General features: G+C 46.8%; 18 protein-coding genes. 10 read left to right on the top strand and 8 right to left on the bottom strand.

What is annotated here, in order from left to right; genetic code table 11:
• Window positions 1-10: 10 nt before the first annotated feature.
• Window positions 11-490 (bottom strand): leucine-responsive transcriptional regulator Lrp, encoded by a 480-nt coding sequence (gene lrp / locus IY568_RS07920; protein WP_010384600.1) that lies wholly within the window; start codon window positions 488-490, stop codon window positions 11-13.
• 139 nt (window positions 491-629) lie between these two features.
• On the opposite strand from lrp, the gene ald reads away from it, so the two are divergent.
• The 9 genes from ald (at window position 630) to IY568_RS07875 (ending at window position 12,135) form a co-directional block, all read left to right on the top strand.
• A complete protein-coding gene (gene ald / locus IY568_RS07915; protein ID WP_125559630.1) occupies window positions 630-1,751 on the top strand; it encodes an alanine dehydrogenase in 1,122 nt (373 codons plus the stop codon).
• Between the two features lie 137 nt (window positions 1,752-1,888).
• Window positions 1,889-2,725, top strand: a complete 837-nt coding sequence (locus IY568_RS07910) for an HDOD domain-containing protein (protein WP_194867246.1) — start codon at window positions 1,889-1,891, stop codon at window positions 2,723-2,725.
• Between the two features lie 171 nt (window positions 2,726-2,896).
• Complete coding sequence (locus tag IY568_RS07905; protein ID WP_194867335.1) at window positions 2,897-4,771, top strand: methyl-accepting chemotaxis protein; 1,875 nt, start codon at window positions 2,897-2,899, stop codon at window positions 4,769-4,771.
• A gap of 84 nt (window positions 4,772-4,855) precedes the next feature.
• Window positions 4,856-5,449 (top strand): PilZ domain-containing protein, encoded by a 594-nt coding sequence (locus IY568_RS07900; RefSeq protein WP_125559633.1) that lies wholly within the window; start codon window positions 4,856-4,858, stop codon window positions 5,447-5,449.
• A gap of 54 nt (window positions 5,450-5,503) precedes the next feature.
• The gene (locus IY568_RS07895; protein WP_194867245.1) at window positions 5,504-6,547 is read left to right on the top strand and encodes an agmatine deiminase family protein; all 1,044 of its coding nucleotides are present in this window, start codon (window positions 5,504-5,506) and stop codon (window positions 6,545-6,547) included.
• Between the two features lie 5 nt (window positions 6,548-6,552).
• The gene (locus IY568_RS07890) at window positions 6,553-7,443 is read left to right on the top strand and encodes a carbon-nitrogen hydrolase (protein WP_049866211.1); all 891 of its coding nucleotides are present in this window, start codon (window positions 6,553-6,555) and stop codon (window positions 7,441-7,443) included.
• 116 nt (window positions 7,444-7,559) lie between these two features.
• Window positions 7,560-11,033, top strand: a complete 3,474-nt coding sequence (mfd, locus tag IY568_RS07885) for a transcription-repair coupling factor (protein ID WP_194867244.1) — start codon at window positions 7,560-7,562, stop codon at window positions 11,031-11,033.
• Window positions 11,030-11,875 (top strand): CsiV family protein, encoded by an 846-nt coding sequence (locus tag IY568_RS07880; protein ID WP_125559641.1) that lies wholly within the window; start codon window positions 11,030-11,032, stop codon window positions 11,873-11,875. The genes mfd and IY568_RS07880 overlap by 4 nt, the downstream gene beginning before the upstream one ends.
• Before the next feature lie 11 nt (window positions 11,876-11,886).
• A complete protein-coding gene (locus tag IY568_RS07875; protein ID WP_010384588.1) occupies window positions 11,887-12,135 on the top strand; it encodes a hypothetical protein in 249 nt (82 codons plus the stop codon).
• 124 nt (window positions 12,136-12,259) lie between these two features.
• Here the strand turns inward: IY568_RS07875 and IY568_RS07870 are convergent, their stop codons facing one another.
• Entirely contained in the window at window positions 12,260-12,787 is a 528-nt protein-coding gene (locus IY568_RS07870; protein ID WP_194867243.1) for a GNAT family N-acetyltransferase, read from the bottom strand.
• A gap of 100 nt (window positions 12,788-12,887) precedes the next feature.
• Between IY568_RS07870 and IY568_RS07865 the strand changes: the two genes are divergently transcribed.
• A complete protein-coding gene (locus IY568_RS07865) occupies window positions 12,888-13,091 on the top strand; it encodes a hypothetical protein (protein WP_010384575.1) in 204 nt (67 codons plus the stop codon).
• A 62-nt stretch (window positions 13,092-13,153) separates the two neighbouring features.
• Here IY568_RS07865 and IY568_RS07860 read toward each other — a convergent pair whose 3' ends face one another.
• The 6 genes from IY568_RS07860 to IY568_RS07835 all read right to left on the bottom strand — a co-directional run bounded on the left by IY568_RS07860 (window position 13,154) and on the right by IY568_RS07835 (window position 17,867).
• The gene (locus IY568_RS07860; RefSeq protein ID WP_194867242.1) at window positions 13,154-13,498 is read right to left on the bottom strand and encodes a hypothetical protein; all 345 of its coding nucleotides are present in this window, start codon (window positions 13,496-13,498) and stop codon (window positions 13,154-13,156) included.
• Window positions 13,499-13,667: 169 nt separating this feature from the next.
• Window positions 13,668-14,072, bottom strand: a complete 405-nt coding sequence (locus IY568_RS07855; protein ID WP_194867241.1) for a DUF3574 domain-containing protein — start codon at window positions 14,070-14,072, stop codon at window positions 13,668-13,670.
• A 150-nt stretch (window positions 14,073-14,222) separates the two neighbouring features.
• Window positions 14,223-14,501 (bottom strand): hypothetical protein, encoded by a 279-nt coding sequence (locus IY568_RS07850; protein WP_194867240.1) that lies wholly within the window; start codon window positions 14,499-14,501, stop codon window positions 14,223-14,225.
• A gap of 90 nt (window positions 14,502-14,591) precedes the next feature.
• A complete protein-coding gene (locus IY568_RS07845) occupies window positions 14,592-15,278 on the bottom strand; it encodes a hypothetical protein (RefSeq protein ID WP_125559665.1) in 687 nt (228 codons plus the stop codon).
• 205 nt (window positions 15,279-15,483) lie between these two features.
• Window positions 15,484-15,828, bottom strand: a complete 345-nt coding sequence (locus tag IY568_RS07840) for a 2OG-Fe(II) oxygenase (protein WP_194867239.1) — start codon at window positions 15,826-15,828, stop codon at window positions 15,484-15,486.
• 50 nt (window positions 15,829-15,878) lie between these two features.
• Window positions 15,879-17,867, bottom strand: a complete 1,989-nt coding sequence (locus tag IY568_RS07835; protein WP_194867238.1) for a methyl-accepting chemotaxis protein — start codon at window positions 17,865-17,867, stop codon at window positions 15,879-15,881.
• Window positions 17,868-17,952: the final 85 nt, after the last annotated feature.

Below are 17,952 nucleotides of genomic sequence, written 5' to 3'. Positions count from 1 at the left end.
AAGAATTTCCCTAGGGTGCACAAGGTTTTATCACTTCACCTTGCTCCCCTTTTACTTCTTCCATTACAACATAGGTACGACTTTCACTAATACTGGGGAGTTTTAAAAGTATCTCACCCAAAACGCCGCGATACTCAGACATATCCGTCACCCGAGTTTTTAACAGATAATCAAAGTTACCAGACACAAGATGACATTCGATAATTTCATCATGTTGTTTGACCGCCTGATTAAACTGATCGAACACGTCTGGCGAATTTTTATTAACTGTGACCTCAACGAATACCAACAAGCCCTGACCCAGTTTCACCGGGTCAACAACTGCCTTATAGCCTTTTATATAGCCTTCGCGTTCGAGTTTTTTTACCCGCTCCAGACAAGGCGTAGCGCTTAGCCCTATTCGTCTTGCCAATTCTACATTAGAAATTCGTCCGTCTTTTTGCAGTTCAACTAAAATCTTTCTATCGGTTCTGTCTAACTGAGTATGCATGATCAGTTTTATATCCTGAATATTTACTTAATACAGTGTTATCAACTATTCATTATACTAAAAAAGGTAGGACATACTAGCAAACCATATCTATAATGGTCGAAAATTTTTACCCCGTTCTTAATTGAGGCGAATTGTTATGATTATTGGTGTACCTAAAGAGATAAAAAACCACGAATACCGTGTTGGTATGGTTCCAGCGAGTGTTCGTGAACTGATTAATCACGGCCACCAGGTAATAGTTGAAACAAATGCAGGTATCGGTATTGGTTTCACTGACGAGGATTACATTCAGGTTGGTGCTGAAATCCGTGACACAGCGGCACAGGTTTTCGAACAAGCTGACATGATCGTTAAAGTAAAAGAGCCACAGGCTGTTGAGCGCGCAATGCTACGTGAAGACCAAATTCTATTCACTTACTTGCACCTTGCACCTGATTTGCCTCAGACAGAAGATCTGGTTAAGAGCGGCGCAATCTGTATCGCATACGAAACTGTTACTGACAACCGTGGTGGTTTACCACTATTGGCACCTATGTCAGAAGTTGCTGGTCGTATGTCAATCCAGGCTGGTGCGCAGGCACTTGAAAAGTCAAACCTGGGTCGCGGCATGCTTTTGGGTGGCGTACCAGGTGTTGAACCAGCGAAAGTCGTTGTGATTGGTGGTGGTATGGTTGGCCGTAACGCAGCACAAATGGCTGTTGGTATGGGTGCTGACGTAACAATCCTTGATCGTAACATTGACGTTCTGCGTAGCCTAAACGCACAGTTTGGCAGCCAGGCTAAAGTTATCTACTCAACGGTTGATGCGCTGGAGAAGCACGTTGTTGAAGCAGACCTAGTGATCGGTGGCGTACTAATCCCAGGCGCAGCTGCTCCTAAACTAGTTACAGCTGAGCACATCAAAGCAATGAAGCCTGGTGCAGCAATCGTTGACGTTGCTATCGACCAGGGTGGTTGTATCGCAACTTCTAAAGCAACAACACACGCAGAGCCAACTTACATCGTTGACGATGTTGTTCACTACTGCGTAGCAAACATGCCAGGCGCAGTACCACGCACTTCTACGTTTGCTTTGAACAACGCAACGCTGCCTTACATCATCAAGCTTGCAAACCAGGGCTATAAAGAGGCGCTATTGTCTGACGAGCACTTCCTGAATGGTCTGAACGTTATTAAAGGCCAGATCACATGTAAAGAAGTTGCTGAAGGCTTTAACATGGAATACGTTGAAGCACGTACAGCGCTTGCCAACGTATAATTAAACACTTTGGTGTTTACAAAGCTTCGCTCATGCGAGGCTTTTTGCTTTTTATACGCCAGACTCGAAGAGAGTTGCCTGCACCGCTTTTTATTGTCTATCTTTTTATAATAGTCAGGTAGTAAAGGTAGCGTTGCATGGCCATATCTCTCACCCAGCAAGAAAAACTCATTTTAAAAACGGTCAATATTCCACCAAGACCACAAGCACTGTTGCAGTTTTCAGAAGAAGCTAAGCTCCCGGAACCAAACATCACCAAAATTTCAGAGATATTGCAAAGCGATGTCGCGATCAGTGCGGCTATTTTGCAGGTAGTGAATTCAGCTGCCTTTCGTCGCAGCCGCGAAATTGACTCCATTGAACAAGCTGTCATGATCCTGGGTTTAAAACGGCTTATTCCGTTAGTTAAAGCGGTAGCTTTGAAGTCCTCTGTTGATTTACCTGCTGCATTAAGCGATTTCTGGGAAACGCAATCCGATATTGGTCAACATGCCTCTCTCATTTGTAACCGCCTTAACCGGCCTGCACTGGCAAATCACGCCTACATGCTTGGTTTATTCCATGGCGTTGGGATCCCCATTTTATGCCAGCACTTTGATGACTATCAAAACGTACTGGATAAAGCACAGACAGACGGCTGGACCGAAGCCAGTCAATTTGAGTTTGCCCGGTACCACACCAGCCATGGCACCATAGGTGCGTTGCTCGCTCAGCAATGGCGCCTGCCAAAGATCGTGATTAACGTTATTTACTACCAACATGATGTAGACGGTATTCTCACGTCTGGGGAATTGGATAACATTGGTAATGACCTGCTGTCGATTTTAAAAATTGCCCGCCATAAATCCTATTTAGCAACAACCCCAGTAAGTGAACAAAATCCGGAGTGGCAAGTGATCAAGGACGATGTCATGGATTATCTGGATATTTCTGACGAAGAGCTCGACGAGTTGTGGGGTGAATCTTCAGAGTAGCGATAAACCACACCCATCACCTACAAATAAGAACACGATAGGCCGAGATAATTAACCATGGCAGATCTGTTGCAGATCCGCTTATAACTAATAAAAACTGTATTTAAATGCCTAAATAATTGAAAGTTTCCCTCAATGATTTACCTTTATAAAGGGAAGCAGTTAGGAGATATGCCTGTGAAGTTCAAATTTAAGGTAATAGCCGTTTCAGCCTCAGTGCTCTTTCTGGCCCTGTTATTACTATCACTTAAACAGTATTTTTTGCTGAAAGATAATTTACAACAACAAGTCAATGATAGTGTGGGAGAAATCATTCAGGGGATCAGTAACACTGTAACCTCGCAGATGCAAGGTGCTATTGATTTGGCAGTACTGACCACCGGACTGGTCGAACAAAGCGACTCACTTAAACAAGCCCTGCCCTTGATCTCACAGCCCAAATTAAAAGAAACATTTCTGTTGATTGGCTATGGTGAAGACGCGACCGGAAACTATGTTGCAAGCGATCCAGGATGGGACCCTGGACCAACCTGGGATCCACGGGTGCGTCCGTGGTTTGCAGGCGCTAAACAAGCTAATCAATTAATTGTGACGGCACCTTATGCCGATTCAGTGAGCAAAGAAATTGTGGTATCTGTCGGCACACCTGTTAAAAAAGGCGGCCGTTTCCATGGCGCGATTTTCTTTGATGTCAGTCTCGCCAAACTCGGAAATATGATCAATTCGTTCGAATTATTTGACTCTGGTTTTGCGTTTATGGTGAGTAAAGATGGCACCATTATTTCGCACCCCGATACCGAGTTAAACGGTCAGCAAGCAAGTCAATTTTTAGGCCGGACCCAGGTGTCTCAAACGGTGCAAGAAGTTATGATGAATAACCGCACCTATTTAATCACCTTTAAGGACGTCGAAGGTTTGGATTGGTATGTGGGGGTCGCGCTCGAAAAAGACAAAGTCTTTGCTGCTGTTGATACTATGGCTCAGGACGCCACTTTGTTTTCACTCATCGCTGTGATTGCAGCCGTTGTTGTATTATCTTTGGTCATTAACTTCCTCCTTAAGCCCCTTGAAGACATCAATGTTGCCATGGCTAACATTGCCCAGGGTCACGCTGATCTGACAGTTCGCCTTGAGGCATCTAACGAGCCCGAATTTGCGTCACTGGCTGAAAACTTCAATCGCTTTACTTCCCGGTTGCAAACGCTCATTGCTGATATTCAGCAACTTGGACATGAAGTATTAGAAGATGCCCGGCAAACGTCTACCGGTGCCAATCAGGCCACCATGGCCATTGAGCAACAGCTTAATGCGCTCAATACCTTAACAACTGCAACAGCGAACATGTCAAGCACTGAACAACAAGTTGCAAACACAGCACAACAGGCAGCCGACGCGATTCAAAATACCGATAACCTCGCCAGCAATGGTGAAACCATAGTTGCAGAATCAACCGACGCCATTACGGATTTGTCAGTACAGATCAAACGTGCTGTTGATGTTGTCGCTGAACTCGAAGTATCGTCCTCAGGCATAGAGCAGATATTATCTGTCATCAATGGGATTGCCGAGCAAACCAATCTGTTGGCGCTTAACGCCGCCATTGAAGCCGCACGGGCCGGCGAATCTGGTCGCGGGTTTGCGGTAGTTGCCGATGAAGTAAGAACCCTGGCGCAACGTACACAAGAAGCAACTACCGAAATTAAAGCCATGATAGATCAGCTGCAAAGCGGCGCTCAAAGTGCGGTTGGAGTTATGAATCAAAGTCAGACCATAGTTGAAAAGTCGGTCAGCAAAGCCAATGACACTCGGGAGGCACTGGATGCAATCCGTCAGTCTATTGCCAGCATCGTCGATTTAAATGTCAGTATTGCCAACATGATCAGCGAGCAGAAACACGTAGTGGAAGAAGTTAATCATAATGCTTCGCAGATCCGTAACCTGTCTGACACTGTGTTTGATGAAGCCAAAGCAGTTGACCACACAATGCAGTCTCAGGTAGAAAAAATTGCTAAGCAGGAAGACATGTTAGAACAGTTCAGGGTGTAAACTTGCCACTGAGTAATACTAGCGAGTGAGGTTAAAACTCGCTAGTATATGGATATAAAGACAGTATAAGTAGCATTTCGGCATATGCATAGCGACCTTAAAGACACTTTCGAGCAATATTTTCAGATTGCCGAATCCAACCAGATTAACCTGTACCCTGTTGACGCCAATATGGTGCCCAAAAGTCAGGCTCAACTAGAAGCTGCCATTCCGCCTCTGTTCAGGCTAGCAAACGAAATTAATGAACTGGACCTAAATGCACTGAGGCCATTGCGAAACCTGGGTGATGTTGCCAGCGATTTGGCTGCGTATCTGCAAGCCCAGTCACGTAAAATCGACCTGATCATGAGTCATATTCTGGCCACGGAACAACCTGAGGATGAGCTACTCAGATGTGACAGCTATGGTGGTGGTGGCATCACAGCCACACTAGAGCAAGACTATAACCTTGGCCAGGACTTCAGAACCAAAGTGTTCTTGCAACATGAAGCCAGCGCCATATTTTGTTATGCCCAGGTTATAGATAAAGAGGCGATTGATTCGGGCTTTCGTTATACCTTGGCCTTCACTCAAATTCGCGATAATGATCAGGAACTGTTGGTCCGCGCCAGCTTGCATGCCCAAACTCGGCAGTTAAAAAAGCGTCAGTCACCTGACGAAAATGAACAAAATAGCTGACAGCTAAGCTGTCAGTGCTAAACTAGTCGTCTACTATTTTTGATTGATTACACCATGAGTTTTACACTTTTACCCGAGTGGGCAACACAAGATGCCGTGATGCTTACCTGGCCACATCAAAATACTGACTGGGCAGACATATTACCCCAGGTTGAACCCGTTTATATCGCTTTGTGTCAGCAGATCTCTCAAGTTGAGAAGGTCGTCATCGTAGCGCACAATGCCGAGCTAAAAGCACATATAGAACAAAAACTCACAGCAGCCGATGTCGACATGACACAAATCGTGTTCGTGGTTGCACCCTGTAACGATACATGGGCCCGTGATCATGGACCACTGACTACGCAGGATGCGTCAGGTCGACTCTCTGTAAAAAACTTCACCTTTAATGGTTGGGGTAATAAGTTTGCAGCTGAGCTCGATAATCAGATTAATGCGCACCTGCACGCTCAGGTGGTTAACCCCCAAAACCATTATGAAGCTATAGAGCTGGTGCTTGAAGGCGGTGGGATTGAAATCGACGAAGCAGGCACTTTGTTAACCACGTCTGAGTGCTTGCTTAACCCAAATCGTAATCCGCACCTGACTAAAACCGAGCTAGAGCAAAAACTGAGCGAGGTTTTAGGTGCCAAGCAGTTCCTTTGGGTAGACCATGGCTTCCTGGCCGGTGATGATACCGACAGTCACATTGATACGCTGGTCCGCTTTGCCCCTAATAATACGCTGGTGTACGTCAGCTGCGACGATCCAAAAGATGCGCATTATGAAGCCCTCAGCGCGATGGAGACACAACTGAAGTCATTCCGTACACCGCAAGGCCAGCCATATAACCTGGTCGCCCTACCCTGGCCTAAAGCCGTATTCAATGATGAAGGCGACCGTTTGCCGGCCACCTATGCAAATTATCTGATCATCAATGATACCGTTTTGATGCCGCTCTACGGCGATGACAACGACGCCCGCGCACTGACTCAATTGCAAAGCGCACATCCGGAGCGTACCGTCATTGGCATTGACTGCCTGCCTATTATTCATCAGTTTGGCAGCCTCCACTGTATCACTATGCAGCTACCCGCCGGATTTTTAAAACAGGACTAATTTTAATGAGTAACAACACGTTGAAAGTCGCACTGGTTCAGCACAGTAATAGCGCCGATTTACAAAACAACCTGGATAAGTCCATTGCCGGGATCCGCGATGCAGCGGCTCAGGGCGCGAAACTCGTGGTATTACAAGAGCTGCACCGCAGCCTGTATTTTTGTCAGACTGAAGACACTGACCTGTTTGACCTGGCTGAGACTATTCCGGGCCCAAGTACCGATGTATTTTGTCAGCTTGCCAAAGAACTGAACCTGGTAATTGTCGCTTCACTTTTCGAAAAACGCGCAACCGGCTTATATCACAATACAGCTGTTGTCTTTGAAGCCGATGGCAGCATTGCCGGTCAGTATCGAAAAATGCACATTCCTGACGATCCGGGCTTTTATGAAAAATTCTATTTTACACCAGGCGACATGGGCTTTACGCCTATCCAAACCTCAGTAGGTAAACTGGGTGTATTGGTATGTTGGGATCAATGGTTCCCGGAAGGCGCACGCTTAATGGCCATGGCCGGTGCTGATATGCTGATTTACCCGACAGCAATAGGTTGGGATCCGCGCGACGAGCAGGACGAACAAATTCGTCAACGCGACGCCTGGATGATCGCACAGCGCGCCCATGCCGTATCAAATGGCCTGCCCGTTTTAAGTGTTAACCGTGTTGGCCACGAAGCCGACCCAAGTGGCCAAAGTGAAGGTATCCAGTTCTGGGGTAACTCCTTTGTCGCGGGGCCACAGGGCGAACTACTGGCACATGGCAGCGAATCTGAAGAACAACTTTTGGTGGTTGAACTTGATCAGAGCCGCAGTGAGTCCGTCAGACGAATTTGGCCATACCTGAGAGATCGTCGTATCGACCATTATCAGGATCTGTGCAAAATTTACCGGGATTAACCCTATCCCATTGCGGCCTCGGCTTAACGTCAGGCCGCTTTGCTCTATTATCGCTAAGCGCGAGTCGAATTACATTAAGTGCAATAAAAACAACATGCAGTAACAGGAGTATATGAATGGCAACAGCGCAGTGGAACAAACTTCCCTGGGTCAAATCACAAAAGGATAAAATCCATTGGGGCCAGCTGGTCGGTAGCAGTATGTCCATTGCCATCAGTGAAGGCGTCAGGCAGCATGATGCACTGGTTGTGGTGGTGACACCTGACACGCCAAGCGCATTACGCCTTGAGACTGAGTTAGGTTACTTACTGGGTGAAGACAAAGTTCATGTTTTCCCCGACTGGGAAACCTTACCCTATGATCACTTTTCACCTCATCAGGATATCATTTCGCAGCGCCTTGCCAGCCTGAATTCCCTGCGTCATCAGCATCAGGGCGTATTATTACTCCCTGTGTCCACGTTAATGTTGCGGACTGCACCACCTGAATTTATTTATGGTAATGCCTTACAGTTCAAGGTCGGCGACTCTCTGGATGCACAAAAGCTCAAAGAAACGCTGGCTCAGGCCGGATACCGTAACGTACAGCAGGTGATGGAGCACGGCGAATTTGCAGTCAGAGGCTCTATTATCGACCTGTTCCCAATGGGCAGCACCACGCCATTCCGACTCGACTTTTTCGATGATGAACTGGACAGCATTCGACTCTTTGATATTGAGACGCAGCGCTCCAGCGAACAAATAAAGTCCATCGATTTATTACCCGCACACGAATTCCCAACCAACGACGAAGACATTGAACGTTTTCGCATTGCATATCGGGAAACCTTTGGTGCGAGTAGCGAACAAGATTCCATTTATATGCAGGTAACCCGGGGCAACTGGCCTGCCGGTATTGAGTATTACCTACCGCTATTTTACGAAGAAATTGCAACCATTTTTGATTACCTGCCAGAACAAGCCGTGTTTATGCACCTGGGTGACATCGAACAGGCAGCCTCCGAGTTCTGGCTAGACGTCAACAATCGCTATGAGAACCGACGGGTTGACCCATTGCGCCCACTGCTGGAACCAGGGCGCCTTTATCAGAACGTCGAAACCCTGTTTGAAGGGTTTTCGCGTTACCCGAGAATTCGCCTGAGTGAAGCTAGCCTGGGCACCAAAGCCGGGCATACCAATCTCAGCGCCCACCTGGTGACTGATGTCCGTGTTGACCACAAACAGCCTGATCCCTACAAGCCACTGCTGGATTACATTACCGTACAGAAAAAGAATAAAGGCCGGGTGTTATTCAGTGTAGAATCGGATGGTCGCCGTGAATCTCTAATGACCTTACTCAAGCCAAGTGGCCTGAAGCTCAAAGAGTTCGATAATTTTGCTGATTTCGCCAGTGCGCGCAACGATGTAGGTCTGATTGTCAGTCCGCTCGAGCGCTCTGTCATGCTCGACGGAAACAAGCCCTTAAGTATTCTGACTGAGCAAGAATTGCTGGGTATTAAAGTTTCACAGCGCCGCCGTCGTAAACACAAATACGATCAAGGCCAGGATGCACTTATACGCAACCTGGCAGAGCTCAAAGAAGGCCAGCCTATTGTCCACCTGGACCATGGTGTCGGTCGATACCTTGGCCTGCAAACCATTGATGCCGCCGGTGTTGCCACAGAGTTTGTGACCATCATCTATGCCAATGAGGCCAAGCTCTATGTGCCCGTATCTGCACTACACATGCTAAGCCGATACTCCGGCGGAGAAGAAGCCTCAGCCCCGCTGCATAAACTCGGCTCAGACGTCTGGGAAAAAGCCAAACGCCGCGCCGCGGAAAAAGTCCGAGATGTTGCTGCAGAGCTGCTGGACATCTACGCTAAACGTCAAAGCAAGCCAGGTCATTTATTCAAACTCGACGGCCAGGCCTATCGCGAATTCAGTGATACCTTCCCGTTTGAAGAAACTGACGATCAACGTAACGCCATTGACGCCGTCTTGGGTGATATGCAAACGCCATTGGCAATGGACCGCCTGGTTTGTGGTGACGTTGGTTTTGGTAAAACGGAAGTGGCCATGCGAGCGGCCTTTGTAGCGATAAATGACAACAAACAAGTTGCCGTGCTGGTACCCACTACTTTGCTGGCACAGCAGCACTATGAGAACTTCCGCGACCGCTTTGCCTCCTTGCCCATTGAGGTCGGTGTATTATCCCGCTTTAACAGCACGAAAGAGCAAAAAGACACCCTCGAGAAGCTTGAAAACGGCCAGCTTGATATTGTGATCGGCACCCACAAGCTACTGCAACAGAGCATCAAGTATAAAGACCTGGGCTTATTGATTGTCGACGAAGAGCACCGCTTCGGGGTAAGACAAAAAGAAAAGATCAAACAGCTACGCGCCGACGTAGACATACTCACGCTCACAGCAACACCTATTCCACGAACCCTGAATATGGCCATGAGTGGCATGCGTGACCTGTCAATCATTGCAACACCCCCCGCAAAACGCCTGGCAGTGAAGACTTTCGTGCAGGAGCGAAACGACGAGGTGATCCGCGAAGCCATCCTGCGGGAAATTAAACGCGGCGGTCAGGTGTACTTCTTACACAATAATGTCGAAACCATAGATAAAACGGCAGCCGACATTGCCGCACTGGTGCCTGAGGCCAGCATTGCCATCGCCCATGGCCAGATGCGCGAAAAAGAACTCGAACAGCTGATGAGTGACTTTTATCATCAGAAACACAATGTGCTGGTGTGTACCACCATCATAGAAACCGGTATCGATATCCCGTCAGCTAATACTATCATCATGGACCGCGCAGACAAGCTGGGTCTGGCACAGATGCACCAGTTACGTGGCCGGGTTGGTCGCAGTCACCATCAGGCTTATGCCTACCTGCTGACCCGCAACAGCCAGACGCTGACCAAAGATGCCGTAAAACGACTTCAGGCCATTGAATCACTTGAAGACCTCGGCGCCGGCTTTGCCTTGGCGACTCACGATTTGGAGATCCGGGGCGCGGGTGAACTACTGGGTGATGAACAGAGCGGTCAGATCCAAACCGTCGGCTTTACCCTCTACATGGAAATGCTTGAGCAGGCTGTACAAGCACTTAAAGACGGAAAAGAGCCGACCCTGGAGAATCTGCTACAACAGCAAAGCGATGTGGACCTGAAAATCCCAGCACTGCTGCCTGATGACTATATCCATGATGTAAACATGCGCCTGAGCATGTACAAGCGTATTGCCAGCGCCAATGATGAAGACACGCAGGACGAGCTAAAGGTCGAGCTGATTGACCGCTTTGGATTACTGCCGGATGCCGCGAAAAACCTCTTTAGCATTCAACTTTTGAAATCAAAAGCGGCTAAACTGGGGATCACCAAAGTGGAAGCCAACCAAAAAGGCGGCTACTTTGAATTCAGTGCCAGTACCACGGTTAACCCGACATTCATCATTGCTCTGATACAAAGCAACCCGACTGTGTACCGCATGGAAGGTGCCAGCAAATTGCGCTTTAATATCGAAGAGAAAAATGGTCAGGAACGTTTAAAACTGGTAAATGCAATGATTGACGACTTTCAGAAAAAGGCGGTGGCATGATAAGGACAGCCCTTTCCCTGACATTACTGAGCGCTGCGCTGCTGGCCTCGGCTTCAGCCAGCGCAAAACGCTGGTATGAAGTTGAGCTGATCGCCTTCGCTCAGCAGGATAACGAGCAACTGCAAGAGGATTTTACGATTGAAAATCCCGAGCTGGATTTAAACCGAACACTGGACCTACTCACTAAAGGCTACAACAGTGCCGGCCAGCAGGCTTGTCTCAATGGTGACAGTCGCTTTGATCCGCGCCCGGTTACCAGTCGCTTTGTTCAGCAGGATGCATCCTGGCACTGCGCCGATGGCGTAGACTATATGGCGCAGTATCAACAGCTGCCGCTTACGCCCCACGCAGAGCCGCAGGACCATAAACAAAGCATCTACTTGCTCAACCAAGAGCAGCTTAAGTTTGACAGCGTGCTCAATAAGTTAAAAAAGAAAGGGCTTGAACCAATTCTGCACACCGGCTGGCGCTTTCCCGACCAAAGTAAAAAGCGTGCCCCTAACATACTCGTTTATGGCGGACAAAAGTTCGAGCAACCCGCCAGCTATGTGGCCCGTTTAGGTGCCCCGGACGATGGCTTTATCAGCCTGCTCGGCGAACCCAAACAAGTTGCGCAAAAGGAACAAGATCCGACCCTGTGGCAGCTACAGGGTTGGATGAAAATCCACATACGGCATTATTTATATGTTACCAGTAACTTTGACTATCATTACAAAAGTGATGAAGGCGACCTGCAAAGCGCCAGAATGTCTCAGTTTACCCGGGTATACAGCGGCGACATTCATTATTTAGATCATCCCAAAATGGGGATCATCTTCCAAATCAGAAAATACAGACACTGACGGAAACTACTATGAAAAAAATTTTAACCCTGACTCTGCTCCTCGGCCTGGCCGCCTGCTCTAAAGTAAGCATGGAAAACTACGATAAAATCGAAGTGGGTATGGACAAAACTGAGCTGGAACAAATTCTGGGATCTGCAGATCAGTGCGAAGAAAAAACCCTGCACACCAACTGCACCTGGGGCAACGACAGCAAACACATTAAAGTGACTTTAGTTTCGGATAAAGTCACACTTTATAGCAAAAAAGGGCTGGAATAAGCGCCGCGCTATTACTAACACACAGTTGAAATACCCGGCATCATAGCCGGGTATTTTCTTTTGCTCTAGGTGCCAGCTAAAGATCACTTAATGTGACTACACTCGACGTACAAGCGTATAACGCTTAACTGGCTGCTCTCGATCTTGATACAACAGGCAACTGGCTAGTATAAAGCTCAAAAAAACATACGTATCCGCTGCTAATTCGCTGAAACCCATTCCTGACTAGTAACTGCTGACAGGCGATATTTGCCTGATGTACCTTGCCAACCACCCGAGAAACTTCGCAACCAGGTACCAGCTTGTCCAGCGTGTTTAAAGCTGCACTGAGCGCCTCTGAGGCCAGCCCCTGACGCCAAAATTTGGGCGCAAGTTCGATGCCAAGGTGAATATGCTTTGCCTTTACGTCACAGTCATATAATCCAATAGACCCTATGAACATGCCTTCATGCTCAATGGCAAAGCGCCCACCATGTCCCTCATAAAAGTCATCTAAATCAGCCTGTAACATTGCTCTGACTTCCTGCTGTGTCAGTTGCGCTCCATAATCATTATACTGACTTACCAGAGGGTCATTTAACAGCGCCACCAGCGCTGGTACATCACGATAATTCACCGGCCTCAGCAGTAATCTGGGTGTTTTAATATGCATGGGATTCCATCATCTAAAAGCTTTCAATAAAGCCCTCTCTTTTACGCAGAATTAGTATAAACTATCGGACCTTAAGTAACAGCCGTCAGGAGTCGTTAAGATGAGCGAAGAGTATATTGTCATTCCCCCTACCACTAAAGTATGGTGCCCGGAAAAAGGCGAAGGCTGGACACTGACCGGGATCACCGGTATTGAAGAAAACACCTCAGTGATGTTCAGCGGCGTGCGCTACACCATTGCGGCACAGAAGATTGTAGAAGAACTACTGCCAAATTATCAGGCAAGAGAAAAGGAGCAAGGGTAATTTCCCCTGCTCAACCCCGCGATGTTGACATTGAAAGTCTCGCTTCAGTCAGCTGGGGTTATTCACTCTGAATAAAGACGGATTCTCACCAACCTAATTTCAGAGCTGTCATATACAAGAGAATATTTATCTTCCAGTATTTCCAAGCAAAAAGTGCCTATAACGTGATTTTCACCCGATAAAAAGCGTTCATAAAGCCCCGGCGGTAGTGCTTCTTTCCTGGGCCCTTCTCCCGCTTCTTCAACACCATATAGATTACCATCCGATGTATCCGATAGCCTTAAGCTTGGAGGGTGTCCGTTCCAAACCGATAACGTACCTGAGACAGTTTTACAGGGGTTTGCATGTGCTGACGCGCACAAAGTCAAAGCATTCAGTAACACAAAAAGACTAATTAATTTACGCATTAATGCTCTCAAACACTGCTAGGAAAACACTCGGGTTTTAATTTTCCCAAAGAACCATAAAAAATGTCGACCGTAGGACAAAACTTAAAAACAGTAAGAGCTTCATCATTACTTCTGAATTCATGGAATGAAACCTCACCTATTTTATATGCTTTTAAAATATAAAAGGCTATTGGCTTTTGGAAGTACTGCCATAATCAGGCCCGATAAAGCTCCATTCAGCAACCGGCACTTTCACTATCATCACGGAATCCTGTTTGAATTTTTTAGCATACAGAGATGCCAGTATTTTGGCCTTTTTAACGCCCTGTTCGTCTACAATCACGGTCACGACTTTCGAGCGCTCTGGCTTACCTTTGTAGTAGCCCACCGAGTCCACGACATTAAAGCCATCAAAGGTCTTCACTATCTCGTCATTTTGAAACGCTTGCCATTGCTCCAGCGAGACACCGCCGCCATCTGGCAATGACAGCCCAAAGAACAACCTGAGCCGATAGACTTCATCGGCGTAAGAAGGGAATGTACTCAGTAGTACAGCGATTAAAATAATAACAAGGCCTAGATTTTTTCTCATTGTTCTTCCCTTGATTAGATAAACATAAGCCCTGAGGCGGAATATATCTTACATGATCTTTATTGCCTATGCGCTACCCATTGCGCAAAGCACATAATGCTTGGATTACACGCCTTTGTGCATAGGAAGACCCTGTGCATTTCCAGGAGCCTATTCACCTCCAGCACCACCTCCAGCACCACCTCCATCGCCACCTCCATCACCCGGGGAGTCTGTTGAGCCGCTAAAGTACCAGCCACTGTCGGTGTTTCCAAACTCCATCTTGCGACTTATCGCGAAACTCAAAATAGAGCCAAAAACAGGCAAGAGCAGCGCAATTAGCAGCAATTTTAACTTAGTCTTAAGTGTTATTGTCGGGGTCAGACAAACCCGCGTACCAATAATTACACACAACACCAGATGTATTGCCAACAGCCACATTAAATACATAACTATCCTTATTTGATTTGTTTTCCTGGCTCAATACCTGAGCCATGCTGAATATACCCTCCCAGACCTTTAGATATTTCATAAGAATGCTTAGCCCTGTTGGTTGAGAGATTGTTGAAGCTGCCTGTCACTAAGCATTGCTGCACTTCGGAGCTTTTTGAGCTCGCCTAACAGGATGACTCTGTCAAAACCTCGATATTCCCTGCCACTATCCGTACGTTTTTCAAGACCACTGATTGAGTTATAGGCTTGCATATGTCCGGCATATTGTCCGGTCGAATCAATGGAAAAGAAAAACGGAAAGGTTCGTATCGCTTCAGAGTTTACCCCTATACCTTCAATTGCTTCGGCTCCATTGGGTGAATAATCGGCTTCTATATAGGCCACAACAAAGTTGTCTGAGACATATTTATTCAGGTCCAGTGCCTTACGGTCTATATTTCTTGAACCCCTTTCATACATTTTCCACTTCAGAGGCTCATTATCATATTGCCATTCATAAACATATTTTCGACGCTGACCATCAATGTACTTATCAAAAACATGGCACCAGATACACCACTCGGCGCCATACACTAGCAATACCGTTTTATTGGTTGAGTTTGCTTCCAGCAAGGCCATTTTAATGATGTTCTTTTGATCCGAACATTCGTCGTATATTTTTGCAACGCCATCTCTGCAATCGGGACTTATATCACGGGGGTATTTAGCAATTTTGTTTTTAGCAGAAGAGAAAAAAGCAACAAACAATAAGAAAAGAAGGACTATTACTTTCATCAGTTGAACACCCTAAATAGTATGTCAGTTGGGACCTATTGAACCCTGTACTTCTCACCCCTCAGATTCTCAACAGATATTTTGTATTTCACACGCTCACCATGCCTAAGTAATGCGTATGAATGACATTAAGGGTACAGATTTTTTTAGAAGGCTTTATTACACGCCTGTTTTTCGTCTACAACACCAGAAAATAAGCTTTATGTCACGTATTGACCCAACCAATACTCAATACGTAGCGACTTCCCTCAGTGATTCTGCTTACAGCATGAGGTTCTTTATCAGGTCTGAATAATTTAACCCTTGACCAGTTCAGCAAGGTATTCTGGCAGATGAATTCGCCGCCTTGTTTGGCGTGTTTGAGGATAATATTGAGCCGGTAATGTTTACCGGAGGTGACCTGATCCACGTGTTGTTTGATTTCACTGCCCGCCGGGAAATGGATCAGGTAACAGTCGAATTTAATGGGCCAGATTGCACCGCCTAACAGCATTTTATCGTAGCCCGAGTCTTGTCTTCCTGATTCCCAGCGCCATAGTTTTTTCCACATAACCTGCACTCACATGATGTCCCGCGCAGAGCGTGTTGAGAATACTGCGCTTAATCAATTTTAAAATTGTCCATAGTACGCTGTAGTGTATCACTGTTCAGTTTCATGTCATCAAAGAGTCGTTTTAATGCCTGTGAGGTCTTAAGTTCCTCATTCGCTGCATCTAATACTGCTGTGGTGTTACTGGAAATATCCTGTGCAACAACAGACTGCTGCTGCGCTGCCGTTGCGACTGAGGTCGTGAGTTGCTCCACATGAGTACTATGGTCACTCACCTGCATGGAGACCTGCCGGGTTTGCTCCACCTCACTCATGATATTACTGGCCAACCCGGTATTTTCTTTGATGGCATTCACCACATTGCGACTAATGTCATTCAGGTTGCTGAGTAAAGTCGAGATCTGCTCAGATGAACCTTTACTGTTATTGGCAAGTCCCCTGACTTCATCAGCAACCACCGCGAAGCCCCGACCATGTTCACCTGCTCTGGCCGCCTCAATAGCCGCATTAAGCGCTAACAGGTTAGTCTGATCGGCCACACTGCGGATAGAGTCCAGGATAGTGTTGATCTCCTCCACCTGTTGCTCCATGTTCAATGCCATTTCATTGACCTGCTCCATATTCTGCGACAGTACATGCATGGCATCCAGATTACGCTGGTTGTCTTCAAGTAACTTTTTAGATTCATCATTGAGCTGATCACTGGCGTTTAACGTATCTGACGCCGCTTTTGCGATGTCTTCGCTGGTTGCCGCCATTTGCTCAATGGCCGCTGCGATATTGGTAGCAAGACTCTGGGTGCGCTGCGCATCTTCGGTCACATGACTGGCAGCTTTTTCCATTTGATTACCAAGCTTAGTCCCTACGTTAATGGACTTGGATAACCCCACCAGCAGATCCTTAAAGGCATACACCGTATTGTGAATCGACTCGGAGATTTTACCCAGCTCATCACTGGTTTTTAGCCTCACATCTAAGGTCAAATCACCGTTATTCGCAACTTTAGTCAAAATACCAGTTAGCTCATTCAGCTCACTGCGTAAAGAAGTAAACAAATGCGTATTGATCACTATGATGATAAGCATAAAAATCATGAACAACACAAACAACCAGGTCATTTGACTGATCAGTTCTGCTTTATACGCCTCACTGATTTCACGCGTATGTGCCCACTGGCTGTCGAGTAAAGCTTTAACGTCCTTAATTTGCCCGGTCGCCTGCGAAAACCACTGCCCGCTATTCGGTAGTTGTGAATAGTCAATATTATCGCCCTTAGCAATGGCAGTGATCACCTTATCAAGCGCCTGAGCACGGCTATCAGACATCAGCTGTTTATAGGCACTCAGCGTGTCTCCGGACAACGCCGTTTCAAGCTGCTCTTTTAACAAAGTAAGTTGCAACTGATAATAAGCAAGATCCCGTTTCACAGCGTCATCAGCAGATTGCCTGGCCAGCACCCCATTCACTTTGCCCCGTAATTGTCCTTTGCGCTCTTTACTCTGCGCCATCAAAAATGCGATGGACAAATTGGACGCCAGCTCCCGGTTTGTGACATAAGCCTGCATGCGCATCGCGGTATTCAGAGCAAGTTGATTGACATGGCTGTAATAATTAAATGCATTTTTGCCCTGCTGTTGATCCACCTGACGACGCAACGCGCTCTTTTCTCTCAGCAGTGTAAACAAATTAGGTAGCCACTTTTGCACTTTGTCATCGTCTTTAAATGCACCATTGTACAAACCTTCCAGCGCAGCAACGGCAGCATCCGCTTTGATACGTTGCGCGGCAACCGCTTGTCGGGTTTGCCCGCTAGGATTGCCCAAAAAGCCAGCCGTGAGCCCCCGCTCAACGGCGTGATGATGCGCCACCTTTTCCATTGCATCCAGTAATCCTATGTAAGCAATGTCTTTTGAGGTTGCCTCAATGTCTTGCCAATACTGATAGACGACTTTGCTAAGCAAAATAAGCACAAAAATAAGTAAGGCAGCTGAGCTAATAATAGACAATTGAATAATAGAAAAGCGCTTAAGCAGATTCATGGTGTCTCCGGTATTCACTTAATGAACCCAATCAACTGCTTAATGACTGGATATCCTTATTGCTATTAAAGATAGTCAAAAATCT

Source organism: Pseudoalteromonas sp. PPB1 (assembly GCF_015356275.1).
Lineage (GTDB): Bacteria > Pseudomonadota > Gammaproteobacteria > Enterobacterales > Alteromonadaceae > Pseudoalteromonas > Pseudoalteromonas rubra_D.
Note: the sequence above shows the minus strand (reverse complement) of the source record. Positions and strands in the feature narration are given on the sequence as shown.